This window comes from Ensifer sp. 22460, from assembly GCF_052044935.1.
Taxonomy (GTDB): domain Bacteria; phylum Pseudomonadota; class Alphaproteobacteria; order Rhizobiales; family Rhizobiaceae; genus Ensifer.
Map to the genome: position 1 here is coordinate 278,540 of NZ_JBQENZ010000006.1, position 24,156 is coordinate 302,695.

Consider the following 24,156-nt stretch of genomic DNA (forward strand, 5'->3'; position numbering starts at 1 on the left):
TTCCGATTACGACTTGATGCCACCGAAGAACCGGAAACCGAATTTCCAATTCACGAAGAGATAGAGGGCGATGACCGGCAGCGAATAGATCAGCGAATAGGCGGCAAGCAGCGTGACAATCGGCGTGCCGGCTTCCGAATAGAACGAGTAGATGGCGACCGAGGCGGGCATCAGCTTGTCGCTGCGCAGCAGGATGAAGGGGATGAGGAAGCTGCCCCAGATGTTGACGAAGGCCCAGACGACGACAACGACGATGCCGGGCCGAATGACCGGCAGCGCGACATCGAAAAAGGCCTGGAGCGGCGAGGCGCCGGCGACCATCGCGCTCTCCTCATAGGAGCGCGGGATGGCGTCGATGAAGTCCCTGAGAATGAACATCGCTGTCGGCAGCAGCCCGCCGGCAAAGACGAGGATGACGGCGAGATGAGTATCGATGAGGCCCGCGGCCGAGATGATCAGGAAGATCGGCACCATCGCGGCCGAGCCCGAAACGACTGACGAGAACAGCAGCAGGATATAGGTGACCGCGCCCTTGCCCGGGATCGGCGAGCGCGACAGCGCATAGGCCGCAAGCGTAGCCGCTCCACCGACCAGCACCACGCCGCCTGCCGCCTGGATGAGGCTGTTTAACAGCGCCTGCATGGCGAAAGTGTTCTGGAAGACGGTCGCGAAATTCGAGAGCGTGAAGGGCGAGGGGATGGCGAGCCCGAGTTCGGTCCGCGCATTGAAGGGCGCGAAGATGAACCAGACGAGCGGCAGCGCGAAGACCGTGCCGAGGAAGGTGGCGGCAGCGGAGAAGACCGTGCGCCTTACGAAGATGTTGGGAGCTTTGCGCATCATTCCGCCTCCACCGGCTTCTTGTGGGCAAGGCGAAGGTAGATGAGCGCGAATGCCAGGTTGATCAGCATGATGACGACGCCGACGGCGGCCCCCTTGCCGAACTCGAAGTCCTTGAAGGCGATGCGGTAGGTGTAGATCGAGAGGATTTCGGTACGGTAGGACGGACCGCCATGGGTGAGCAGGAACGGCGTGAAAACGTTGAAGGTCCACATGGTAATGAGGATCAGATCGGTCACGACGTGGCCGCGGATCAGCGGCAGCGCGATGTCACGCAGCTTCTGCCAGGAGGTGGCGCCGGCGACGTCGGCGGCTTGAAAGTAGCTCGGCGGGATCGACTGGAAGGCCGAGTTGAACAGCATCATCGAGAAGGCGGCACCCCGCCAGGTGTTGAAGAACACGATCACCCAGAAGGGCTGCTGCAGCAGCCAGTCGCCGGGCGGCAGGCCGAGGCCGCGCAGGATCATGTTGAGCGTGCCGTTGTCGTAGTCGAGAAAGGCAAACCAGGCGAAGCCGATCACCACTTCTGGCAGGATCCAGGCGGCAATGACTGCCGTCTGCAGGAAGGACTTGAGTGCGGGCGTCACCGACTGGCTGAGCCAGGCGAGCAGCAGGCCGAGGAGCGCCTGGCCGATCAGCGCCGAGAGCAGCACGAACTGGATCGTCAGGATCAGCGAAAACCCGAACTGGCCGCGGGTAAAGAAGGTCGCCGGATTGAAGAGCGCGAAATAGTTCTGCAGGCCGACGAAATCGGGGTCGACGGCCGTGCGGCCGAGCAGTGTGCGGTTGGTGAAGGAAACGAAAATCACCCAGAAGAAGGGAACGATGACGAAGACCCCGACGAGGGCCGTGGCCGGTGCCAGGAAAAGCGCGCCGGCGCGCGTCGAAAGCAGGGAGAATTTCTTCATGCGCGTTTCATGCCCATATCCTGGATCGGGAGCCCGGCCACGGATGGCAGCCGGGCGCTCTGTCGTTGGATCGAAGCGGGATGAGGGCCCCGTTGCGGCCACATCCCGCATTGGCTTTAGAGAGTGCTGACGGTGTTTTCTTCGCCGACGATGGCGATGACGGCCGCCTTGTACTGGGCCATCGCGTCCTCAGGCGAGAGCTCGCCGGAAACGACGCTTTCGGTCATGCGCTGGATCTCGGTCGAGACCTTGTTGTAATTGGCGTCGTTCGGACGGGCCGTGGTGATCGGCAGCAGCGTCGTTGCCGTTTCCGTCAGGAACGGCGAGTTCGGGATCGCCACGTCGTCGCGGATACGGATGGCGGGCTGGATTTCCTGGAACGCGTCGAGCTGCTCCTTGCTGTTCATGAACGAGAGCAGCGCCCAGGATTCGACAGGCGCGTCCGTATGCGGATTGATGACGAAGCCGGTGCCGCCGGACATCGTGACGAAATCCTGGCCGCGTAAGCCCTTTCCGGGTGCTGCGGCGGGCATCTTCTTCCAGGTCATGGTGTTGTCGCGATCGGCGACGGCGAATTCGGCGCCGGGTGCTGTGACCGAGCGATAGAACCAGTCGCCCTCGACGAGCATCGCAGTCTTGCCATCGCGGAAATTGGCGAAGGTGCGGTTGCGGCCGTCGGCAAGCAGCTGCGCGCGCTGGTCGCCGAGCTTGTCGTCGACATAGATGGTCTTGTAGAGCTTCAGCGTGTCGAGGATGCCCTGGCTCGACACGATATATTTGCCGCTGTCGTCGGTGACCTGTTCGCCGGTGCCGAGCAGCGCCATCCAGTAGCCCTGCATCGTGGTCGCCTCGCCCATGGAGACGCCGGCGTTGAGCTGCAACGGGAAGCTGTCGGGGGCCGCCTCCTTGATCTTGCGGGCGGCGTCGAGCAACTCATCCCAAGACTTCGGCTGCCAGCTGTCGGCATCGAGGCCGGCCGATTTGAAGAGGTCCTTGCGCACGAAGATCATGCGGGCGTCGGTGCCGAGCGCGATGCCATAGGGCTTGCCCTGGTAGCTCATCAGCGCCTTGGTGCCGTCGGAGATATGCTGCCAGCCCTCCCACTTCGGAACGTCTGGGCCGGCCACTTCCTCGAGCGACTTCAGGAGATTGCCCTGGACGAAGCTCGGGATCAGGAAGCCGTCGAAGCCGGAGACATCAGGGCCGGCGCCGGTGGAGAAATCGAGCGCGAGCTGCTGCGTCAGCTGCTCGTCCTCGCCGCCGAACTGGGTGAGCTTGACGGTGACGTCCTTGCCTTCGGCCTTCATCTTCTCGGTAAAGGCCGGAATGACCTTCTTTTCGATCCACTCGGCCATGCCGCTGTTTACGCCGCCGATGATGCAGCGGCAGGTGATGTTGAGTTCGGTGGCGCTCACGGGCGCGGCAAAGGCGATGGCCGCGGCTGCGCTGAGCAATAGGGAATGAAACCTGGTACGCATGTTTTCTCCTCCCGGTCGATCCTCTCAAGGACCCATGTGTCTGGCTGCGACAGTCCGGTCCTCCTCCAGGTCCGCTGTCCCGACGACGATCAAGAATGAACACGCTTTCATCTTTGTCAACACAGACCAGGTGTTCTTTCTGTGATTGTCGGGAGAATTTCTATTCCACTTGACGAAATCGGCGAGTTGTCCTCTTTTGTGAGTGAACACGTTTTCATTTTGTGACGGATAGATGAACGATCGCGCCGAAAAGAAAGCTGCCCGAGCCACCGCAGACCAGGTGGCGCGCGCGGCCAATGTCTCCCGTGTCGCGGTGTCCCGGGCCTTCAACCCGAACGCCTCGCTGAAGCCGGAAAAACGTGACCGCATTCTCAAGGTGGCGCGCGAGTTAAACTACACGCCCGACATGGCGGCGCGTTCGCTGGTTACCGGACGTTCGCACCTCGTCGGCATGATCGTGCCTGATGTCTGCAGTCCCTGGGAGAGCCAGGAGATCGACGCGTTGACGACGGCGCTGCAGGCGGAGGGCTTTGCCACGCTGCTCTTCAAGGCCAAGGCTGATTTCAGCATGGATCCGCGCCTGCTCACCTATATGCGCGGCTTCAATCCGGATTCGGTGATCGCCTTTACCGAAAACATCCTGCCCGATGTGCTCTGCGGCTTTCTCGACCGCGCCGTGCCGATCTACGTGATCTACGACGACGTGAAGCAGTTTGCAGGCGCCGCATCCGGCACACTCTATGACCGGCTGCTCGTCCGGCAGAAAAACGGCATCGAACAGGCGGTGGCCCTGCTTCAGGGCTATGGCGCGCGCCGCATCGCCTATCTCGGCGGCAAGGCGCAGTCGCTCGCCAATGCCGAGCGCGAGCGCACGCTCAGAGAAACGTTATCCGAACGCGGCATGGATGCGCCGATCCTGCTTGCCGGGGACTACACCTATGACACCGCCTACCAGGCGACGCTTGATCTGTTCCGGATCGGCGAGGGCGCCGATGCGATCTTTGCGGCCAATGACGTCGGCGCCTTCGGCGCGATCGACGCGCTGCGCCACGAGCTCGGGCTTTCGGTGCCTGAGGACGTCAAGGTCGTCGGTTTCGACGACATCCCGCAGGCGCACTGGAAGAGCTACAACCTCACCACCGTGCGCATCGACCTCGAAGAGCGCGTGCGTGCGCTCGTCCGCCTCATCCTGATGCGGCTTCGTGCGCCCGATGCCGAGCCGTTTACCGAGACACTCAACACCCGCCTGATCGTGCGGGGCACCGTCGGCTGAAGGTAGCGAACATGACCAAAAAACGCATCCACGTCGTCTTCAAGACCCATCTCGACATCGGCTTTACCGATCACGCCGAGAAGATCCGAAAGCAGTATCACGAGCGCTTCATTCCGCAGGCGATCGAAACCGGCGCACACTTCTACAATGAGAACCCGGACGAGCCGCTGTTCGTCTGGACGACGGGCGCCTGGCTGATCTGGGATCACCTGAATTCTCGCTCGAAGGAAGAGGTCGCGCGGCTGGAGCAGGCGATCGAGCGCGGCCTGATCCGCTGGCACGCGCTGCCGTTCACGACGCATACGGAGTTGATGTCGCCGGACCTTTTTCGCACCGGGCTTTCCTATGCGCAGGAGCTCGACCGCCGCTTCGGCCTGAAGACGATCGCCGCCAAGATGACCGACGTGCCCGGCCATACGCTCGGCATGGTGCCGCTCTTGGCGCAAGCCGGCGTACGCTTCTTGCACATCGGCGTGAACTCGGCATCGCCGCCGCCGGAAATCCCTGACGTTTACCGCTGGCGGGCGCCTGATGGCGCGGAAATCGTCGTCATGTACCAGCGCTCCTATGGCGAGACTTATTTCCCGGAGGGGATTTCCGACGGCCTGAGCTTCGCCCATACGAGCGACAATATCGGACCGCAGAGCGTGTCGCAGACGGCCGAAGCCTATCGCGAGATCCTGAAGCACGAGCCCGGCGCCAGCGTGCGCGCGGCGACGCTTGAGGACTACGGCGCATTGATGTGGGAGGCACGCGAGCGCTTCCCGGTCGTGGAAAAGGAACTCGGCGATAGCTGGATCCACGGCAGCGGCACCGATCCGGAAAAGATCTCCCGCTATCTCGCACTGCAGCGGCTCTACGGTCGCTTCGCTGAGGAGCGGATGACGGCGAGCCGTCAGGCCTTCGGGCGCAAGCTGGCGCTGGTTGCCGAACACACCTGCGGCGTCGATATCAAATCTTTCCTGCGCGACGAAAAGGCCTGGGCGCGCCCGGCTTTCGAGGCGGCGCGAAAGACGGATCCTCGTTTCCACTATACGGAGGCATCCTGGGCGGAGCAGCGCGCCTATCTCGACCAGGCCGTTGCGGAGCTGGATGCGGAGGATGCCGCGCGCGCCGAAGCGGCGCTTGCCGAGCTTGCCGTTTCGCCGCGGCCCGAACCTGGCAGTGCTGCAGCAAGACTTGAAGTTGGCGGCTGGGTCATCGACCTCGATCCGGTAACGGGCGACGTTGCCGCGCTGACAGCGCCCGACGGTCGAACGATCCGCGGCGCCAACGGCTCGCTGATCGCCTATCGCTACGAAAGTTATGATGCCGGCGATGTGCGCCGTCACATGGATACCTACCTGACGCATTGGATGGACTGGGCGGTGCTCGATCATGACAAGCCCGGGCTTGCCCAGGTCGCGGAGGCCCGTTCGCAAACCTATTCACCTAAGCTTCGGGGCACGACGGCGACGTCGATCGTCGCGGCAATGCCGGCCGAGGCGGTCGAGCAATTCGGCGCACCGGCTGAGATCGCCATTGAATTCTCCGGCGGGAAGGACGGCCTCGATATCCGGCTGACGCTCTACGGCAAGAATGCCAACCGTATGCCGGAAGCAAGCTTCCTGTCGTTCACGCCCGAGGGGCGCTCTGAGTGGCTCGTGCGCAAGATGGGGCTCTGGCACGCGACCGACAATTTCGCCCGTGCCGGCGGTGCCCAACTTCAGGCGGTCACGGCCGTCCGGGGGACGCACGAAGCAGGCGCAGAGCTGATGGTCGAGAACCTCGATACGCCGCTGGTAGCACCTCAAGCATGGCCGTTCATGGCCTTCTGCAAGGATCTGCCCGATTATTCCGCCGGCATCCGTTTCAACATCCATAACAACAAATGGGGCACCAACTTTCCCATGTGGTGGGGCGGCGATTTCACGACGCGCTTCAGGCTCAGCCTCGGTGGCCGGTAAGCGACGAGGCATGGACTATCCCGTGCGGGCGTCGGAATCGGTTGATTGGAAAACCGGTCTCCTGAGAGCGGTTTGCATGGTGCCGCTCCCATAGGGGGACGTCGACGCGGCGGACATGCCTGCGGCGTGGCGGGGCAGATACCAGACATCGACAGGCAGCCTGCGACCGGGTAGCGAGACGTCGTTCTGCGCCAGCCAGTTGGCGGGCGGAACGGGGGCCCGGAGGCGCGCCATCAGCGCGGCCGATACCACCAGTGGCGCGTCCAGCGATTTGGACAGGCTTTCCAGGCGCTGGGCGACATTGACCACATCGCCGATGACCGTGAATTCGCTGTGGCAACCGCTGTCCAGCACGCCGCCGACCACCTTACCGTAATGCAGGCCGATGCCGGCATCGAGGGCGGGCTGGCCGTTTAGCGCATTGTGGTTCTTCCAGTCGTTGAGCGCGTCGACGAGATCAAGCGCGCAGGCCATCGCCCGGTCTGCGTCGTCGTCCATGGGCCTCGGCTGGCCGAAGACGGCCATCACACCGTCGCCAATGAATTTGTCCACCGTGCCGCCATGCTCGAAGATCGTCTGCGAGACGAGCTGACGATACTCCGCCAGGACGAAGGCGAGTTCAGGAGCAGGGGCTATCTCGGAAAACAGGGTGAAATCGCGCAGGTCGACGAACATGATCGCAGCGTCTCGGCGTTCGAGGCCAAGCGCATCGCCTTTTTCCTGCAGCGCCGAGACCACCAGCGGCGAGAAAAACCGGGAGAGGTTCTGGCGTCGTTGATCCGCTTTTAGCGCTTCCTTGCGGGTGCGGTCGTGATCGCGCGCGAGAAGATAGATGGCAAAGGCAGTGAAACCGAAGCTGACGGTCAGGCCGAGATCCTGGTTGAAGAACGATCCGAGCAGGGAAAGCGTGCCGGCGGCCTGATGCCTCGCGGCGGTCGTTGCGAGCATCGCCACCCAGGCAACGAGCACGATGCTTGAAAAGATGAGAACGAGCCGACGTTCGAGCTTCAGGCCGACATGGACGAGCAGGATAAAGGCGACGACCAGGCCCGTGGTCGTCAGATTGTGGTTTTCCGTCACCGGCCCGGCAAGAATATGCGCGTAGAGGAGCAGCGCGACCAACACGGCGTCGAGGACCACGAAAAAGGTCTTCAGCCACGAACGGCCAGGCAGGTAGCGGGCCGTCGCCACGGAGGCGATGCTGATCGCGAGATAGCTGACGACGACGATCGCGTGCATCCATTCTGCGCCCTCGTTGCCGCCGAGCAGGAGGTTTGCGAGCAGGATGGCGAAAGCGACGAAGCGAAGCAGGATCGAACGCATTTCGCGGGCGAAGTCCCAATGGGGATGCAATGAAGACGTCATGCCTGTCGGCCCCGAGATTTGAAACACCCTGCCCCCCGCGCAAGCACGACCGTTGCTGTCGTTGCCGGCCCTTGCTGACAGTCGATTCGCGTCGATTCCGTGACGCGATTGCGCGGTCCGATGCCGTTGGCGTGTCTGGTTCTAGAGCTTCCAACGGTGGCAAGGTCAAGCATGACGGCGCAATTGTGCGTGAGCTTCGGCCTTCCCGTCGTCGGCCGTTCCTCTTTGCCCCCGGCGCCTACGTAGAATGACGTATGTGCAGTGCAGCGTGGCTGTCCGATGATCCCCTCAAGCAACGGCTAAAAAGCACCGAAGGCCTTGTTGCTCCAGAACGAGAGGGGTTCCATCAGATGAATATCAAGGCAAGCGTCACCGGCGCATTCCTGGCTGCCGTCCTGTCGACGACGGCGTTCAACGGCGCCTTCGCCGCCGATGACACGATCAAGGTCGGCATCCTGCATTCGCTTTCCGGCACCATGGCGATCTCCGAGACGACGCTGAAAGATGCCATGCTGATGCTGATCGACGAGCAGAACAAGAAGGGCGGCCTGCTCGGCAAGAAGCTCGAAGCCGTCGTCGTCGACCCGGCGTCCGATTGGCCGCTCTTTGCCGAAAAGGCGCGCGAGCTGGTCTCGGTCGACAAGGTTTCGGCGGTCTTCGGCTGCTGGACTTCGGTGTCGCGCAAGTCGGTCCTGCCGGTGTTTGAGGAGCTCAATTCGATCCTCTTCTATCCGGTCCAGTACGAGGGCGAGGAAAGCCAGCGCAACGTCTTCTATACCGGTGCCGCGCCGAACCAGCAGGCGATCCCGGCCGTCGATTATCTGATGGCGAACGAAAGCGTCGAGCGCTGGGTGCTCGCCGGCACCGACTATGTCTATCCACGCACGACCAACAAGATCCTCGAGGCCTATCTCATCTCCAAGGGCGTGAAACCCGAGGATATCATGATCAACTACACGCCCTTCGGCCATTCCGATTGGCAGACGATCGTCTCCGACATCAAGAAGTTCGGTTCGGCCGGCAAGAAGACCGCCGTCGTCTCAACCATCAACGGCGATGCCAACGTACCCTTCTACAAGGAACTGGCGAACCAGGGCGTGAAGGCTGAGGATATCCCGGTCGTCGCCTTCTCGGTTGGCGAAGAGGAACTCGCCGGCCTCGATACCACTCCGCTTGTCGGGCATCTGGCGGCGTGGAACTATTTCCAGTCGGTCGACACGCCGGCCAATGCCGAGTTCATCAAGACCTGGAAGGCCTATACCAAGAACGACAAGCGCGTGACCAACGACCCGATGGAAGCGCATTATATCGGCTTCAACATGTGGCTGAAGGCAGTGGAGAAGGCAGGCACCACTGATACCGACGCCGTTCTCGACGCGATGATCGGCGTCTCCGTGCCGAACCTCTCGGGCGGCTATTCGACGATGATGCCAAACCACCACATTACCAAGCCGGTGCTGATCGGCGAGATCCAGGGCGACGGCCAGTTCGAGACCGTCTGGGAAACCCCCGGCCTCGTCGTCGGCGACGAATGGTCCGACTACCTGCCGGACTCCAAGGACCTGATCTCCGATTGGCGCGCGCCGATGTCGTGCGGCAACTTCAACGTCGCCACCGGCAAGTGCGGCGGCAAAGGCTCCTGATTTCATCACCGAGTCATAGACCGGGCGGGCAGTCCGCCCGGCCAATCCTTGCATGACGAAATCCGGGGGCAAGCATCCCTCCGTCCGATGATGCGGCCGGGCGGAGGGATCTTAACGTGAAATCCTCGACCGAAACGCCAGTCGCCCACGCGACACGGCAAGACCCGAGCGAGAGGGTAATGTACCGAATTCTGCAGATCCTGTTTGTTGCGCTGTGCCTGTTGATATCGACCCATGTGGTCGGTCTGCGTGCGGCGGACGACCTTGGTGCGCTGGTCGACCAACTCGGCGCCGCGAAACTTTCGGATATGGACGAGCGGATCTCGGCGCTCGCCAAGACCGGTGACGCCAAGGTCATTCCCGTATTGGAGGCGTTGGGCGAGGGGGAACTCTACCAGCGCAAGTCCGACGGCAAGGTCTTCCTCGTCAAGGCGCAAGGCGCGGACCTGTTGCTCGTCGATCCCGTGACAGGCATGGAAGCCGGCGAAGCGCCAAAGGCGGCGATGCAGAAGGTCAAGGTCAACAATGCCGTGCGCCGCGCGGTTCGCAGCGCGCTGGGCGGCCTGACCCTTTTCAGCGATGACGCCGGCGCGCGACTGAAGGCGGCGCAGTCGATGCTGCAGACGCCGAATGCCGATGCGCTCGAGGCGATCGAGACGGCCATCGCGGCCGAAAAGGATGCAACTGTCCGCAAGGTTCTCGACGAGGCACGTGCGGTTTCGCTGCTCGTCTCGGATCGCGGCGACGATGAAAAGCACCAGGCGATAACACTCCTTGCCGAGGGCAATGGGCGCAACGGGCTTGCCGTTCTGACATCCGCGCTGGCCACTGCCGATGCTTCCCTCAAACCCGATATCGAGGCGGCGATCGCCCGCATCGAACAGACCCAGGCGCTTTGGAGCGCCGGCCAGAATGTCTGGTACGGCCTTTCGCTCGGCTCCGTTCTGCTGCTGGCGGCGATCGGGCTCGCGATCACCTTCGGCGTCATGGGCATCATCAACATGGCCCATGGCGAGATGGTCATGCTCGGCGCCTACACGACCTTCATGGTGCAGGAGGTCGTGCGCAATTCCTATCCCGCGCTTTTTGACTGGTCGCTGGCGATCGCCTTGCCGCTTGCCTTTCTCGTCACCGGCGCCGTTGGTCTTGCAATCGAACGCGGCGTCATTCGTTTCCTCTATGGCCGCCCGCTGGAAACCCTGCTTGCCACCTGGGGCTTGTCGCTGATCCTGCAGCAGGCGGTGCGCTCGATCTTCGGGCCGACCAACCGTGAGGTCGGCAACCCCTCCTGGATGTCCGGCGCCTTCGAGCTTGGCGGGCTGACGATCACCTGGAACCGGCTGTGGATCATCGTCTTTGCGCTGGCCGTCTTTGCCGCTCTGCTGTTCCTGTTGAAACGGACATCGATGGGCCTGCGGATGCGGGCGGTGACCCAGAACCGCCGCATGGCTTCCTCCATGGGCATCCGCACGCCCTGGGTCGATGCGCTGACCTTCGCACTCGGTTCGGGCATCGCCGGCATGGCAGGCGTGGCGCTGTCGCAGATCGACAATGTCTCGCCCAATCTCGGCCAGGGTTACATCATCGACAGCTTCATGGTCGTGGTCTTCGGCGGGGTCGGCAACCTCTGGGGCACGCTCGTCGGCGCCTTCTCGCTCGGTATCCTCAACAAGTTCCTCGAGCCCTATGCCGGCGCCGTGCTCGGCAAGATCCTCGTGCTCGTGTTGATCATCCTGTTCATCCAGAAGAAACCGCGCGGGCTCTTCGCGCTCAAGGGAAGGGCGGTCGAAGCATGATCACCTCGTTTCTGATGAAATCGCTGGATCGCAGCATCTTCGTCATCGTGGCGATCCTCCTCGGTCTTGCCATCGCCGTACCCGCGCTCAACCTTCTGACCGCGCCCGACCATCCGCTGCACGTGCCGACCTATCTGGTCTCGCTGTTCGGCAAGTATCTCACCTATGCGCTGCTGGCGCTGGCGCTCGATCTTGTCTGGGGCTTCTGCGGCATTCTTTCGCTTGGGCACGCCGCTTTTTTCGCGCTCGGGGGCTATGCCATGGGCATGTATCTCATGCGCCAGATTGGCGCGCGCGGCTCCTACGGCAATCCGCTGCTGCCGGATTTCATGGTGTTCCTCAACTGGAAGGAACTGCCCTGGTTCTGGTACGGCTTCGACATGTTCTGGTTCGCCGCGCTGATGGTGGTGCTGGTTCCGGGGCTGCTCGCCTTCATCTTCGGCTGGTTCGCCTTCCGCTCGCGCGTCAACGGCGTCTATCTGTCGATCATCACCCAGGCGATGACCTATGCGCTGCTGCTCGCCTTCTTCCGTAACGACATGGGCTTCGGCGGCAACAACGGGTTGACTGATTTCAAGGATATCCTCGGCTTCAGCATCCAGGCGGATGGCACGCGCGCCACACTGTTCGCGGTCTCGGCGCTGATACTGGCGCTCTGCCTCATCCTCACCTCGGCGATCGTTCGCTCCAAATACGGCAAGGTGCTCGTCGCCGTGCGCGACGCGGAAAGCCGCACCCGCTTCCTCGGATACCGGGTGGAGCACATCAAGCTCTTCGCCTTCACCGTCTCGGCGATGATGGCGGGCATCGCCGGCGCGCTCTACGTGCCGCAGGTCGGCATTATCAATCCCGGCGAATTCGAACCCGGCAATTCGATCGAGGTGGTGATCTGGACGGCGGTCGGCGGGCGCGGCACGCTGATCGGCCCGATCGTAGGCGCCATCCTCGTTAACGGCGGCAAGAGCATCTTCACCGCTGCGTTTCCTGAATTCTGGCTCTTCGCCCTCGGCGGTCTTTTCGTGCTCGTCACCCTGTTCCTGCCGAAGGGCGTCGTCGGAACGGCCAGCGCCTATTTCGCCCGCCGGCGTGCTGAGCGTAGGGCGCAGACGGGCGAAACGCCGGACAATCTTGCTGTTGAACCCATTGCGGCGGAGTAGGCGACATGAACCAGACGATCGGCCAGACCAAACCGACCAGCCTTCTCTATCTCGATGGCGTCTCCGTCTCCTTCGACGGCTTCAAGGCGCTCAACGCGCTCTCCTTCGTCATCGAACCCGGCGAACTGCGGGCGATCATCGGCCCAAACGGGGCCGGCAAGACGACGATGATGGACATCATTACCGGCAAGACCCGACCCGACGAGGGGCAGGTTTTCTTCAAGGGCGGGATCGACCTGACGAAGAAGGACGAGGCTGAGATCGCCTCGCTCGGCATCGGCCGAAAGTTCCAGAAGCCGACGGTCTTCGAAAGCCATACGGTGTGGGACAATATTGAACTCGCCTTGAACCGAAGACGAGGCGTCTTCGCGACGCTGTTCTATCAGCTGACGGCCGCGGACAAAGCTCGGATCGAGGAAATCCTTGCGACCGTCCGGCTTTCTGCGCGTCGCGACGATCTCGCCGCCAACCTCTCGCACGGCCAGAAGCAGTGGCTGGAGATCGGCATGCTGCTTGCCCAGGAGCCGGAACTGCTTCTGGTCGACGAGCCCGTCGCCGGGATGACGGATGCGGAAACGGCCGAGACCGCGGTTCTGCTCAAGGAGATCGCAAAGACCCGATCCGTGGTGGTCGTCGAGCACGACATGGGCTTCATCCGCGAATTGGGGGTCAAGGTTACCTGCCTTGCCGAAGGTGCAGTGCTGGCGGAAGGCTCGATCGACTTCGTCAGCAGCGACCCGAAGGTCATCGAGAACTATCTCGGCCGGTAATGCCCCATCCAGCAAACGTCATAGGAGGGCGCGCCATGCTGAGCGTCGAAAACGTCAATCTTCACTACGGTGCCGCGCAGGCGCTGCGCAACGTATCGATCACCGCCGAGATGGGCAGGATCACTTGCGTGCTCGGCCGCAACGGTGTCGGCAAGTCGAGCCTGCTCCGGGCCGTTACCGGTCAGCATCCGGTCAGCGCCGGCGCGATCGGCTTCAACGGCGTAGCACTCGCGGGTATGGCGCCCTACCGCCGTGCCAAGGAAGGCATCGGCTACGTGCCGCAGGGCCGTGAAATTTTTCCGCTGCTAACGGTGAAGGAGAACCTCGAAACCGGCTACGCCCCGCTGAAGCGGGGCGATCGCTCCATACCGGAAGACGTCTTCAATCTGTTTCCGGTTCTGCGTTCGATGCTTGGGCGCCGCGGAGGCGACCTCTCCGGCGGGCAACAGCAGCAACTGGCGATCGGCCGGGCACTGGTGACACGGCCGAAGATCCTGGTGCTCGACGAGCCGACCGAGGGCATTCAGCCTTCAATCATCAAGGATATCGGCCGCGCGATCCGTTACCTCAGGGATTCGACCGGAATGGCGATCCTGCTGGTCGAGCAATATCTGGATTTCTGCCGGGAACTCGCCGATCACGTCTACATCATGGACCGCGGCGCCGTGGTGCACGAGGGGCCGCCAGAGACGTTGGATACGGCCGAGGCTCGGCGACATCTCACGGTTTGATCACCCGCTACCGGCATCTCGGGTGTCAGGTGTCCTGCAAGCGGCGCCACCGCTCGCGTGCGCAGGTGCGGGCGCCGCGGACCGAACCTCAGTCCACCGACGGCTCATTTATGAGAAATCGCCATCTCTGCCATGAAAGCGCCAAGAAAGCGCACTAAATCTATGCAGTAACTTACGTAATTTCTTGAGAATGGTGCGGTTTGGGTGTAGGACATCCTAAGCGAAAGAGTGCGGCCGTCACAACCCGTTACCTCCGGCAAATGCCTGAGGAGCGGATTTGTGGCGGCCTTCTTGTTCACGAAAGCGAAGTGACATGTTGACCAAAAAAGGAAAATACGGGCTCAAGGCCCTTGTCGACCTGGCTCAACTGGAGCCCGGAGAGACCGCCTTCATCACCGAGATCGCCACGCGGAACAATATTCCGAAGAAGTTCCTGGATGCGATCCTTCTCGAACTGCGCAATGCCGGCATCCTGCGCTCGAAGAAGGGCCCGGGCGGCGGCTATTCTCTGTCTCGACCAGCCTCCGACATCCGCATCGGCCAGGTCATCCGGACGCTGGATGGGCCCTTGGCGCCGATCCGCTGTGCCAGCCGCACCGCCTTCGAGGCCTGCGACGACTGCGCCGATCCGGTCAACTGTCATGTGCGCAAGTCGATGAGCAATGTTCGCGACGCGATCGCCTCGATCCTCGACAACATGACGCTGGAGCAGTTCGCCGCCAATGACAACGCCTCCGAGATCGTGGCGTTGCGCGATGCCGAGGCGGGCTGAGGCGGCGCGGAAGCGGGTAGGACATTTCCAACGGCCGCGCCGCTGTGGAACTAGATTGCTGTTATTATCTATATAATATGTGCATTATTTCGCCTCAACCATGGAGAGGCGGATGAGCAACGTACATTTCCTCAAAGAGCCGGTGGCGGCCGACAACAGCGCACATGATCAAAAACGGCGGGAGCTGTTTGCCCGCGCCGAGACGCTGTCTACGGATTTTGTCCGCCGCGGCGCCGAACTCGACCGCGTCGGCGCGCCGCCGCGGGAAGAGATAGAGGCTCTACGCCAGGCCGGGCTGCTGACGGCACTGCATTCGCCCGAGATTGGCGGAGCGGGGCTGAGCTGGGTCGACGGGCTTCGGCTGGTGCGCATCATCGCGCGCGGCGAAAGCTCGATCGGCCAATTGCTTGGCTATCACTACGTCAACAGCCAATATGTCTACTGGGCCGCTGCCGATCCGAAGCAGGCCTGGGTGCTTGGGGCGGAGACCGTCGAGCGGCAGCTCTATTGGGGGGCCGCGGTCAACCCGCGCGATCCCGGCCTCACGCTGGAACGGCGCGGTGGCCACTATGTGCTGAACGGCCGCAAGACATTTTCGACCGGCGCGCATGTCTCCGACCGCATCAACGTCAACGCCGCGATCGACGGCAAGATTGCCAATTTCGTCGTGCCGACCGACCGGCCGGGTTACATCACCAACGACGACTGGGACAATATCGGCCAGCGCCTCTCGGACAGCGGCAGCGTCGAGTTCCGCGATTTCCCGGTCTACGAACGTGATTTCATCCTGCCGCTTGCCGATCCCTCCGATCCGCCAGCGGTGCAGGCGACGTTCAACACGCCGCTGATCCAGCTCGTCTTCGTCAATTTCTACCTCGGCACGGCGGAAGGTGCGCTTGCCGCGGCCCTCGACTACGTCCGCAGCACGACGCGTCCCTGGGTGACATCGGGTGTCGAACGCGCCGGCGATGATCCCTACATCCTCGAACGGATCGGCGAGTTGCAGGCGAGCCTGAAGGCGTCGGTCGCCTTGGCCGATACGGCGGCGGTAACCGTCGAGGCGGCACTGTCGCAGGGGAGGTCGGTGACGGCCGAGACGCGCGGTGAAGCGGCGATCGAGGCCTATGCCGCCAAGGTGCACTCGACCCAGGTCTCGCTCGACGTGACGACGAAGGTCTTCGAGCTGATGGGCGCACGCGCCACGGCAGGGCACTATCGCTTCGATCGTTACTGGCGCAATGTCCGCACTCACACGCTGCACGATCCGGTCGCCTACAAGGCGCGCGAAGTCGGCGATTTCGCATTGAACGGCCGGATCCCGCCGGTAAGCCTTTACAGCTGAGCTCTGCCCCGCAGGCGCGATCGCCTCGGCCTGAAAGAAAAACGCCGCCTGGACCAGGTCCCGGCGGCGTTTATTGGATGGCCCCGCCTTAAGCGGAGGCTGCGATTGCTTGTCGCTGTCCGCCGAGATCCCGATAGCCGGCGCCCGGATGCGGCGCTGCAAGCCTTGGCCCGGCGCCGAACAGCTTTTCCCTGAGCGTGCCCTGGCGATAGTCGGTCTTGTAGACGCCGCGTTTCTGCAGTTCCGGTACCAGCAGGTCGACGGCGTCCTCGAAGGTCTCGGGCGTGACCGCATAGGCGAGGTTGAAGCCGTCGACATCGGTCTCCTCGACCCATTCCTGCATGAGGTCGGCGACCGTCGAAGGCGAGCCGACGAAGACTGGTCCGAAGCCGCCGATGCCGACCCAGTCGGCCATCTCGCGCACCGTCCACACGCGATCCGGGTCGATGGTCGTGAAGGTCTCGACGGCCGATTGCACAGCATTGGTGTAGCGGTGGCGCAGCGGTTCGTCCGGCGCGAACTGGCCGAAATCTATGCCCGTCCAGCCGGAGATCAGCGCCAGTGCGCCCTCATAGGAGACGTGCCTGCGGTACTCGTCGAACTTCTTCTTCGCCTCGGCATCGGTTTCGCCGAGGATCACCGTCTGCAGATTGAAGGCAAGGATTTCGCGCGGGTTGCGACCGGCGCGCTCTGCCGCCTCCCGGACATTGACGACATAGCGTTTCAATACGGTCTTTGAGGGCGCGGCGACGAAGATGCACTCGGCGTGAGCCCCGGCGAAGTCCTTGCCTCTGCTCGAAGAGCCAGCCTGGTAGAGCACGGGCGTACGCTGCGGCGAAGGCTCGCTCAAGTGGATGCCGGGGACGGTGAAGTGGCGGCCGCGGTGATTGATCGGGTGCACCTTGTCGGGATGGGTGAAGATGCCGGTTGCACGGTCGCGGACGACGGCACCGTCCTCCCAGCTGCCTTCCCAGAGCTTGTAGCAGACCTCCAGATATTCCTCTGCGAGATCATAGCGGTCGTCATGGCGCGTCTGCTGCGCCTGGCCGACATTGAGGGCGCCACTGTTCAGGTAGGAGGTGACGATGTTCCAGCCGATCCGCCCTTTGGTCAGATGATCGAGTGTCGAGATGCGGCGGGCGAAGGTGTAGGGATGCTCGAAGGAAAGCGACGCCGTCAGGCCGAAACCCAGATGTTCCGTTTCATGGGCCATCGTCGGCACCAGTTGTAAGGGGTCGTTGACCGGAACCTGGGCCGAATGGCGAAGAGCCGCGTCTGCGTTGCCGTTCAGCACGTCGTAGACGCCGAGCACATCGGCGATGAAAAGGCCGTCGAACTTGCCGCGCTCGAGCGTTTTTGCCAGATGCACCCAATAGTCGAGGTCCTTGTAGCGCCAGGACTGGTCGCGCGGATGGGTCCAGAGCCCCGGCGACTGATGGCCGACGCAATTCATGTCAAAGGCATTCAGCCGGATTTCGCGACTCATGGAGTTCTCCTTCGGGCAAGCTTGGGCGTTGCCCGAAGCGTTGGTCACGCCTCGGGCCGCTTGTGCGCGGTCAATGGGATCAAAGTGCGCCGTTCTTCGGCGGCTTGACGCCGTTCAGGTGGTAGTTGCCGACGACGTGATGCTTCCAGCGCACCGGGTCGTGCAGCGTGTGGGTGCGGGCGTTGCGCCAATGCCGGTCGAGGTTGAGCCCGATCTTCGTCGAGGCGGTTCCGGCGAGTTCGAAGAGCGTGTTGCTCGTTTCCAAAGCGATCTCGGTCGTCAGAACCTTCGCCGCGGCAACGGCAAGCGTTGCCACGACGACGCTTTCCTCGGTGCCGTTGATCTGGGCGACATCGACCTTCTTGCCGGCGCGTTCGACGGTGGCGGTTGCCGCCTCCAGGCGGATGGCGAGCTGGCCGATGCGGGCGATCGTCAGCGGGTCGTCGGCCGCTTTCTCCACGCCGCTGTCCATCCAGGGCCGCGCATGATCGCGTACGAAATTGAGGGTTTCGGCAAAGGCCGCCCGGGCGATGCCGAGGTCGATGCCGGCATGAATGATCTGGCCGACGGAGCCGATCGTCGTCGGGCGCTCGAAGCCGCGGTGATGGCGCACCACCGCATCGGCGGTGACATAGACATTTTGCAGCACGGTCGTGCCGCTGCCGGTCGTGCGCTGGCCGAAGCCGTCCCAGTCATCGATGATCTGCAATCCTTCGGCGCCGCGCGGCAAGAACGACATGGTCAGCTTGTCGTTTGGATCCAGAGCGAAGACCACGATCCATTCGGCAAACAGCACGCCGGTCGAATAATACTTGCGCCCGTTCAGCCGGAAACCGGGACCATCGGGCGTCAACCGCGTCGCGTAGTCGCCGACGGTCTTCGTGCCGCGCTCGGAAAGGGCGTTGCCGAAACGGTCGCCGGCAAGCGCACGGCCGAAGAAGAACGCCTTCTGCTCTTCGGTGCCATCGGTGCGCAGCGCTTCCAGAATGTAGAAGTGGTTCTGCGGGATCTGGCCGATCGAGCTGTCTGCTTCCGCGAGGATGGCGGTGATCTCCGCCAGAACTGCATTGGAGACGTCGATGCCGTCGTATTCCGGCGGCACGGTGATCGCGAGCAGGCCGGATTGGGCCAGCGCATCGAGCTCGTCGAAGGGCAGGATGCGATCCGTATCCCGCACATTGGCGCTCTTCGCAAATTCCGCCGCCAGTTCGTGGGCGATCGACAGCGCTTCCTCTTCGCTCTCGATCCGGTGCGCCGGGGCTCGTGTTTTCTCGGAAAGCCGCGAGATCGTTCCCATGTGACTGCTCCCTGTCGATTGAGGTGCATATCAGTGAATTATCTGGCAGAGCCGGGTAAGATAGTATATTCTATAGAAATTATCGATTTGAGATTTTCGTTTCTGCCGCGATGGCGGCCCGGTGTTTACCTTTGGGGCGGGATCGTTAATATCGAGTCGGGGGGAGGCCGCGGGGGGAAACCTTGGTCGCGGCATGCGGCGTGCGTGCGTGCCGATTTCCCGCCAAAATTGACTGCGGCTCAGGGAACTATCACCCGATTTGCGCATTGCGTCATCGCCTGCAGTTTAACCAGTCGCGTGGCCACAGAGTATCGGCCACCCGGCACGAACACAAACACATGCTGACAGAATTGGCCATTCGCGTTTCCCGGCCTTAACCACTGAAGGAGACACAAATGACGAATTTCCTGCCTGCTCTACATGAAGGGCACGCCTCCATCACGCTGCAGAACCTGTTTCGCGATGCTCTGGAGGCCTATGACGACTGGGGCGCAAACATGCCCGAGCCGTTCGTTGCGTTCGAAGGTAAGCTGCTTCCGATCAGCGAAGTCTTCGATTGGATGAAACCTTGTACCGACATCATGCCGGCGAACCTCCTCGGCATCGTCACGGACCGGCTGAACAAGCCTTGGAGCGGTGAAGGTCCGCTCGACGCTATGACCGTCTCGACGGCGGCACGCGTGATGGCTGTTCTTACGCGACGGCAGTTGCGCAGCTTCGGTCGTGGCTCGATCGAGGTCTTTGCCGAGCGCTTCAACCATCCGGTGCAGGCCAATGCCTGATCGGTGAATCCCTGAGGAGCGCGTTCGCGCGCTCCTCACCAATGGCGCGCCGTTCGGCGATCGATTTCGCGACGCTCGGTGTCGCACCCCTTTCTTGCCGGATCGCCTTCCCGTAAACACGGGAGCTAGCGGATGTTCGAACGAACCGCCTTCCTTGGCGAGTTCGATGCGCTGGCCGGTTTGAGCCAAGTGGCCGGCGTCGCCGAAGCGCAGGGAGAAATCAAGGGTGGTACGGGTCATGGCTGCGGCCACAATCTGCTCGGCACCGGTTCGTTGCTCGCTCCCGTCGCGCTTACCCGCTACCTGAAGGACAACGGGCTGCCGGGTACGATACGCTATTATGGTTGCCCCGGCGAGGAGAGCGGTTCCGGCAAGACCTTCATGGCGCGCGCCGGCGTCTTCGCCGATGTCGATACGGCGCTGACCTGGCATCCCGCACCCTTCAACGGCGTTCGCTCGACCAACAATCTCGCCGTGCTCGAAATCTACTACCGCTTCAAGGGTGTGGCGGCGCATGCGTCCAACGGCGCCCATCTCGGCCGCAGTGCGCTCGATGCGCTGGAACTGATGAATGTCGGCGTCAACTTCCTGCGCGAGCACATGCCGCAGGATTGCCGTGTGCACTATGCGATCACCGATGCGGGCGGCAAGGCGGCAAACGTCGTCCAGGCGCGTGCCGAGGCGCTCTATCTGGTGCGGGCGCCGCAGATGCCGGAAGCACTGGCGCTGGCTGCGCGGATCGACAAGATCGCCAAGGGCGCGGCGATGATGACCGAGACCGAGGTCGAGATCGTCTTCGATCGCGCGGCGACGAACCTTCTGCCCAACATCGCACTGGAGACGGCAATCCATCAGAACATGGTGGCGCTCGGCCCGATGCCTTTCGACGAGGCCGACATCGCCTTTGCCAAGGACATCCAGAAGACGCTGACGCCGGAGGCGATATCGAGCAGCATCCGGCTCTACCAGATCAAGGGCGACGTCTTCGCCAACAGCCGTCTCGACGGTTCGACGGCCTGCATCTCGGCCTTCGCGATTTCGAGGGGCAGTCACATTTCCGTGCCGGCTCGACCGATGTCGGCGATGTGAGCTGGATCACCCCGACCGCGCAATGCTGGGCACCCGCCTGGGCGATCGGCACCGCGCCGCACACCTGGCAGGTGGTGGCGCAGGGCAAGAGCCCGGCCGCGCACAAGGCTTTCGCCCATGCGGCGAAATCATTGGCGGCAACGGGTCTCGATCTGATCCTCGATGCCAATCTGCTGGCGCGCGCAAAGGTGGAGTGGCGCGAAAAAACAGAGGATAAACCCTATCAGTGCCCGATCCCGGATCACATCGGCCCCAAGCTCTCATTGCCATTTGACGGTTTTGTCGAACGCCCGCGCCGCCGTCGCGGGCGTTTTCTTTTGCGAGATTGGCACCCCCAGCGTGTTGCTCGCCATTGCCGCCGATCGCGGTCGAAGTCTTGACGCGAATCAGAAGCTCCGGCATCTCTGTTACGGAGTTTTTCGAATAAGTGCTGATTGGCCGTATTTGGATTAAATCTCTGTTAGTGCATCGCCGCAGCGTTGTGCCGCGATGCATGCAAGGAGTAGGGCGAAATGACGATGACGGCAACCCAGGCAAGGCAGGACGCGGATCACTCCCAGGCTCGCCGTCCGGCCGACGAAGCGATCGCGGCCGATGCGCGCGCGCTTTCCGACCAGTTGAAGGCCATGCGCGAGCGGCTCTTCCCGCCGACGGCGATGAAGACGCTTCGCAGTTTCACCTCGGGCGAGGCGGCTAAGCTGATCGGTGTCTCCGACGGGTATCTGCGCCAGCTTTCGCTTGCCGGCGAGGGCCCACAGCCGGATACGGGGCTCGGCGGTCGCCGGTCCTATTCGCTCTCCGACATCAACGCGCTTCGCCGTCATCTCGCCGAACAGGCGCTGGCCAAGGGCAATGCCGTCAAGGCGCGTAGCTACCTCAAGTGGCGTGACCGGGAAGCAGGCGAGCACCTGCAGGTAATCTCTGTCACCAACTTCAAGGGCGGCTCCGGCAAGACGACCTCGTCGGTGCATATCGCGCAATATCTCGCTATGACAGGCCATCGCGTGCTGGCCGTCGACCTCGATCCGCAAGCCTCGCTTTCCGCCCTCTTCGGCTATCAGCCGGAGCTTGACCTCACCGGCAACGACACGCTCTATGGCGCGATCCGCTACGACGCCGAAGCGCGGCCGCTGAAGGACATCATCCGCAAGACCTATTTCGACGGCCTCGATCTCGTGCCCGGCAACCTCGAGCTTCAGGAATTCGAGCATACGACGCCGCAGGCGCTGAGCGCTCGCCACAACGGCAGCGACGCCGGCCCGCTGTTCTTTGCCCGCGTGCAGACAGCGCTCGCCAGCGTCGCCGATGACTATGATGTCGTCATCATCGATTGCCCGCCGCAGCTCGGTTATCTGACACTCTCGGCCCTTTGCGCTTCGACCTCCGTCATCGTCACGGTGCATCCGCAGATGCTCGACGTCGCCTCGATGAACCAGTTCCTCTACATGACGTCGGATCTCTTAAGCGTCGTGCGCGAGGCCGGTGGCGAGCTGAATTTCGACTTCCTGCGCTATCTCGTCACACGCTTCGAGCCGAACGACGGGCCGCAGGCACAGATCGTCGGCTTCATGCGCTCGCTCTTCGGTGAGCGGGTGCTGACCTCGGCCATGGTGAAATCGACGGCGGTCTCGGACGCCGGGCTGACGAAGCAGACGCTTTACGAGGTCGGGCGCGAGAATTTTACGCGCGCCACCTACGACCGCGCGGTCGAATCGCTGAACTCGGTCAACGGCGAGATCGAAGCGCTCATTCATGCGGCATGGGGGCGCTGATCGAATGGCTGGCAATCGCAAGAACGAACTGCGCGCCCTCTTCTCCGGCAATGTCCAGCCGGCAGGTCCGGCCGCGCCGGCTGATGAAGTGCAGCCTGCCACTGCAACGAGCGCTCAGCCCGCCGGGTCCGCGGCCGCTAAGGCACCGCTTGCCGAAGTTCCCCGCGCCGCTTCCGGCGCGATCAAGGCCATGGGCCTTTCTCTCGGCAGCATCACCCGCGAGGCGGAAGAGGCGCGCGCGCTGCGCGAAGCCCTGACGCAGGGCGAGCGCGTCGTCGATCTCGATCCGGATCTGGTCGATGCCTCCTTCGTCGGCGATCGTCTGACGGACGGCGAAACCGACGACCCGGATTTCCTGGCGCTAGCCGACAGCATTCGCGACAGCGGCCAGCAGTCGCCGATCCTGGTGCGCCCGCATCCGGAGAAGCACGGCCGCTACCAGACGGCCTATGGCCACCGGCGCCTCAACGCCGTGCGCAGCCTCGGCATCAAGGTCAAAGCGATCGTCCGGCCGCTCACCGACGACGAGCTGGTGCTCGCACAGGGCAAGGAAAATGCCGAGCGGCGCAACCTCTCCTTCATCGAACGGGCGATGTTTGCCTCCGCGCTTGCCGACCGCGGCTTCGACCGCAAAGTGATCGGCGAGGCGCTCGCCGTGCAGAAGAGCGAGCTGTCGCGTTTGATCCAGGTTGCCGAAGGCGTGCCGCCTGTTATCGCCCGCGCCATCGGCCCGGCTCCGAAGGTCGGCCGCGAGCGCTGGATGGCGTTTGGTGCGCTGCTTGAAGACGAGGTCGCGGTCCAGGCCGCGCAGGAAGAATGCCGCTCCCGCCGCTTCCTCGAAGCCGAAAGCGACCACCGGTTCCAGATTCTCTTCACCCGCTTGTCGCGTAAGCCGAAGGTGGAAACGATGAAGCCGGAAACAATGGTCGACGCCGGCGGACGGGCCTTTGCCAAGCTGAAGCGCGACGGCAAGAACGCCCGCATCGAGTTTGCCGCCGACGTCGATCCTGCCTTCATCGACGAGGTTGCCGAGTTGCTTGCCAAGCGCCATGCGGCTTTCACGGCCGGCCGCGAAGGCTGACCAGCAGCGGCTTCACTTGGGGTTATAATCAGACCTCGCAACCACTTCCAGTATAAATTCATCGCATCCCCGGCTAACTAATGGGATGTTTGCGTTTGATCCTCGTTTAGATACGGAATGATTGATGTGTACGTTTGGTGGCGATGAGTATTAAATCGGTGTCGGCAGTAATTATCTTATGAAGTAAATGCGGAATGTTGCAGGTTATACATTAGAGCGTTTCCCTGACTGATTGAATCATTTGGGCTTTGCAAATCAGATGGGTTCTGATTCAAACTTTCTGCCGATGGAGGTCGGCAGATAATGTCGAAAGCCCTTTCCGTTGATCTTCGCGCACGTGTTCTTGCCGCCGTCTCAGCCGGAGCGTCGCACCGGGAGGCTGCCGAGCGCTTTGGCGTCAGTGCGGCCAGCGTGAGCCGGTGGCGAAACCTGCAAGTCCGTCAGGGCCATGTTCGACCGGGTCCGCTGGGTGGAGACCGTCATTCGTACAAAACCGAAGCCAACGCCGACGCGATCATGTCGTGGCTTGAGGAACACCGGGACGGCACCTTGTTCGAACTTCGTGATGCCCTTGCAGCTCAGGGCATCGCCATCAGCAAGTCGGCGCTGCACCGTTTCCTTGTCCGGCACA

The 24,156-nt window shown here is 62.6% G+C and carries 19 protein-coding genes and 1 pseudogene; 14 read left to right on the forward strand and 6 right to left on the reverse strand.

Annotation, left to right across the window (positions count from 1 at the left end; all coding sequences use genetic code 11):
- Nucleotides 1-6: 6 nt before the first annotated feature.
- The 3 genes from ACTJKM_RS10165 to ACTJKM_RS10175 all read right to left on the reverse strand — a co-directional run bounded on the left by ACTJKM_RS10165 (nt 7) and on the right by ACTJKM_RS10175 (nt 3,223).
- The gene (locus ACTJKM_RS10165; protein WP_440660307.1) at nt 7-837 is read right to left on the reverse strand and encodes a carbohydrate ABC transporter permease; all 831 of its coding nucleotides are present in this window, start codon (nt 835-837) and stop codon (nt 7-9) included.
- Nucleotides 837-1,745, reverse strand: coding sequence for a carbohydrate ABC transporter permease (locus tag ACTJKM_RS10170; RefSeq protein WP_440635736.1), 909 nt, complete (start codon nt 1,743-1,745; stop codon nt 837-839). Before ACTJKM_RS10170 ends, ACTJKM_RS10165 begins: the two co-directional genes overlap by 1 nt.
- 116 nt (nt 1,746-1,861) lie before the next feature.
- Nucleotides 1,862-3,223, reverse strand: coding sequence for an extracellular solute-binding protein (locus tag ACTJKM_RS10175; protein WP_058329820.1), 1,362 nt, complete (start codon nt 3,221-3,223; stop codon nt 1,862-1,864).
- Nucleotides 3,224-3,455: 232 nt separating this feature from the next.
- Here ACTJKM_RS10175 and ACTJKM_RS10180 point away from each other — a divergent pair, with 232 nt between their 5' ends.
- On the forward strand, nt 3,456-4,496 hold the full coding sequence (locus tag ACTJKM_RS10180) for a LacI family DNA-binding transcriptional regulator (protein ID WP_058329821.1): 1,041 nt from the start codon (nt 3,456-3,458) through the stop codon (nt 4,494-4,496).
- Nucleotides 4,497-4,507: 11 nt separating this feature from the next.
- A complete protein-coding gene (locus ACTJKM_RS10185; protein WP_218373163.1) occupies nt 4,508-6,442 on the forward strand; it encodes a DUF5054 domain-containing protein in 1,935 nt (644 codons plus the stop codon).
- 15 nt (nt 6,443-6,457) lie between these two features.
- Here ACTJKM_RS10185 and ACTJKM_RS10190 read toward each other — a convergent pair whose 3' ends face one another.
- Nucleotides 6,458-7,807 (reverse strand): adenylate/guanylate cyclase domain-containing protein, encoded by a 1,350-nt coding sequence (locus ACTJKM_RS10190; protein WP_440635739.1) that lies wholly within the window; start codon nt 7,805-7,807, stop codon nt 6,458-6,460.
- Nucleotides 7,808-8,157: 350 nt separating this feature from the next.
- On the opposite strand from ACTJKM_RS10190, the gene urtA reads away from it, so the two are divergent.
- The 7 genes from urtA to ACTJKM_RS10225 all read left to right on the forward strand — a co-directional run bounded on the left by urtA (nt 8,158) and on the right by ACTJKM_RS10225 (nt 16,018).
- Nucleotides 8,158-9,450, forward strand: coding sequence for an urea ABC transporter substrate-binding protein (gene urtA / locus ACTJKM_RS10195; protein WP_057251750.1), 1,293 nt, complete (start codon nt 8,158-8,160; stop codon nt 9,448-9,450).
- Between the two features lie 179 nt (nt 9,451-9,629).
- Nucleotides 9,630-11,246, forward strand: coding sequence for an urea ABC transporter permease subunit UrtB (gene urtB, locus ACTJKM_RS10200; RefSeq protein ID WP_440635742.1), 1,617 nt, complete (start codon nt 9,630-9,632; stop codon nt 11,244-11,246).
- Entirely contained in the window at nt 11,243-12,403 is a 1,161-nt protein-coding gene (gene urtC / locus ACTJKM_RS10205; RefSeq protein WP_058329825.1) for an urea ABC transporter permease subunit UrtC, read from the forward strand. Before urtB ends, urtC begins: the two co-directional genes overlap by 4 nt.
- Before the next feature lie 5 nt (nt 12,404-12,408).
- On the forward strand, nt 12,409-13,173 hold the full coding sequence (gene urtD / locus ACTJKM_RS10210) for an urea ABC transporter ATP-binding protein UrtD (protein ID WP_057251747.1): 765 nt from the start codon (nt 12,409-12,411) through the stop codon (nt 13,171-13,173).
- Nucleotides 13,174-13,208: 35 nt separating this feature from the next.
- Complete coding sequence (gene urtE, locus ACTJKM_RS10215; protein WP_057251746.1) at nt 13,209-13,904, forward strand: urea ABC transporter ATP-binding subunit UrtE; 696 nt, start codon at nt 13,209-13,211, stop codon at nt 13,902-13,904.
- A gap of 313 nt (nt 13,905-14,217) precedes the next feature.
- Complete coding sequence (locus ACTJKM_RS10220; protein ID WP_029742909.1) at nt 14,218-14,676, forward strand: RrF2 family transcriptional regulator; 459 nt, start codon at nt 14,218-14,220, stop codon at nt 14,674-14,676.
- Between the two features lie 112 nt (nt 14,677-14,788).
- Nucleotides 14,789-16,018 carry an acyl-CoA dehydrogenase family protein gene (locus ACTJKM_RS10225; protein WP_113512636.1) on the forward strand — a complete coding sequence of 410 codons (1,230 nt, stop codon included), beginning with the start codon at nt 14,789-14,791 and terminating at the stop codon, nt 16,016-16,018.
- An 88-nt stretch (nt 16,019-16,106) separates the two neighbouring features.
- On the opposite strand, the gene ACTJKM_RS10230 is transcribed toward ACTJKM_RS10225, so the two are convergent.
- A complete protein-coding gene (locus ACTJKM_RS10230) occupies nt 16,107-17,504 on the reverse strand; it encodes an LLM class flavin-dependent oxidoreductase (RefSeq protein ID WP_440635746.1) in 1,398 nt (465 codons plus the stop codon).
- A gap of 79 nt (nt 17,505-17,583) precedes the next feature.
- On the reverse strand, nt 17,584-18,801 hold the full coding sequence (locus ACTJKM_RS10235; RefSeq protein WP_440635748.1) for an SfnB family sulfur acquisition oxidoreductase: 1,218 nt from the start codon (nt 18,799-18,801) through the stop codon (nt 17,584-17,586).
- 395 nt (nt 18,802-19,196) lie between these two features.
- Between ACTJKM_RS10235 and ACTJKM_RS10240 the strand changes: the two genes are divergently transcribed.
- The 5 genes and pseudogenes from ACTJKM_RS10240 to ACTJKM_RS10260 form a co-directional block, all read left to right on the forward strand.
- Complete coding sequence (locus ACTJKM_RS10240) at nt 19,197-19,583, forward strand: hypothetical protein (protein ID WP_057251743.1); 387 nt, start codon at nt 19,197-19,199, stop codon at nt 19,581-19,583.
- Between the two features lie 147 nt (nt 19,584-19,730).
- Nucleotides 19,731-20,926, forward strand: a pseudogene (locus ACTJKM_RS10245) (amidohydrolase); the annotation flags it as partial.
- A gap of 264 nt (nt 20,927-21,190) precedes the next feature.
- Nucleotides 21,191-22,444 carry a plasmid partitioning protein RepA gene (repA, locus tag ACTJKM_RS10250; RefSeq protein WP_440635760.1) on the forward strand — a complete coding sequence of 418 codons (1,254 nt, stop codon included), beginning with the start codon at nt 21,191-21,193 and terminating at the stop codon, nt 22,442-22,444.
- 4 nt (nt 22,445-22,448) lie between these two features.
- On the forward strand, nt 22,449-23,525 hold the full coding sequence (repB, locus tag ACTJKM_RS10255; RefSeq protein WP_440635750.1) for a plasmid partitioning protein RepB: 1,077 nt from the start codon (nt 22,449-22,451) through the stop codon (nt 23,523-23,525).
- A 303-nt stretch (nt 23,526-23,828) separates the two neighbouring features.
- Nucleotides 23,829-24,156, forward strand: a 328-nt coding sequence (locus ACTJKM_RS10260; RefSeq protein WP_440639882.1) for a helix-turn-helix domain-containing protein, incomplete at its 3' end; no start/stop codon positions are given.

What these genes read in the sequence shown, in the direction of transcription:
- ACTJKM_RS10190 (WP_440635739.1), bottom strand. Translation starts at nt 7,807, where the DNA reads ATGACGTCTTCATTGCATCCCCATTGGGACTTCGCCCGCGAAATGCGT.
- ACTJKM_RS10225 (WP_113512636.1), top strand. Translation starts at nt 14,789, where the DNA reads ATGAGCAACGTACATTTCCTCAAAGAGCCGGTGGCGGCCGACAACAGC.
- ACTJKM_RS10230 (WP_440635746.1), bottom strand. Translation starts at nt 17,504, where the DNA reads ATGAGTCGCGAAATCCGGCTGAATGCCTTTGACATGAATTGCGTCGGC.
- ACTJKM_RS10180 (WP_058329821.1), top strand. Translation starts at nt 3,456, where the DNA reads ATGAACGATCGCGCCGAAAAGAAAGCTGCCCGAGCCACCGCAGACCAG.
- ACTJKM_RS10170 (WP_440635736.1), bottom strand. Translation starts at nt 1,745, where the DNA reads ATGAAGAAATTCTCCCTGCTTTCGACGCGCGCCGGCGCGCTTTTCCTG.
- urtB (WP_440635742.1), top strand. Translation starts at nt 9,630, where the DNA reads ATGTACCGAATTCTGCAGATCCTGTTTGTTGCGCTGTGCCTGTTGATA.
- urtD (WP_057251747.1), top strand. Translation starts at nt 12,409, where the DNA reads ATGAACCAGACGATCGGCCAGACCAAACCGACCAGCCTTCTCTATCTC.
- ACTJKM_RS10220 (WP_029742909.1), top strand. Translation starts at nt 14,218, where the DNA reads ATGTTGACCAAAAAAGGAAAATACGGGCTCAAGGCCCTTGTCGACCTG.
- ACTJKM_RS10175 (WP_058329820.1), bottom strand. Translation starts at nt 3,223, where the DNA reads ATGCGTACCAGGTTTCATTCCCTATTGCTCAGCGCAGCCGCGGCCATC.
- ACTJKM_RS10235 (WP_440635748.1), bottom strand. Translation starts at nt 18,801, where the DNA reads ATGGGAACGATCTCGCGGCTTTCCGAGAAAACACGAGCCCCGGCGCAC.
- ACTJKM_RS10240 (WP_057251743.1), top strand. Translation starts at nt 19,197, where the DNA reads ATGACGAATTTCCTGCCTGCTCTACATGAAGGGCACGCCTCCATCACG.
- urtE (WP_057251746.1), top strand. Translation starts at nt 13,209, where the DNA reads ATGCTGAGCGTCGAAAACGTCAATCTTCACTACGGTGCCGCGCAGGCG.
- urtA (WP_057251750.1), top strand. Translation starts at nt 8,158, where the DNA reads ATGAATATCAAGGCAAGCGTCACCGGCGCATTCCTGGCTGCCGTCCTG.
- urtC (WP_058329825.1), top strand. Translation starts at nt 11,243, where the DNA reads ATGATCACCTCGTTTCTGATGAAATCGCTGGATCGCAGCATCTTCGTC.
- ACTJKM_RS10185 (WP_218373163.1), top strand. Translation starts at nt 4,508, where the DNA reads ATGACCAAAAAACGCATCCACGTCGTCTTCAAGACCCATCTCGACATC.
- repB (WP_440635750.1), top strand. Translation starts at nt 22,449, where the DNA reads ATGGCTGGCAATCGCAAGAACGAACTGCGCGCCCTCTTCTCCGGCAAT.
- ACTJKM_RS10165 (WP_440660307.1), bottom strand. Translation starts at nt 837, where the DNA reads ATGCGCAAAGCTCCCAACATCTTCGTAAGGCGCACGGTCTTCTCCGCT.
- repA (WP_440635760.1), top strand. Translation starts at nt 21,191, where the DNA reads ATGACGGCAACCCAGGCAAGGCAGGACGCGGATCACTCCCAGGCTCGC.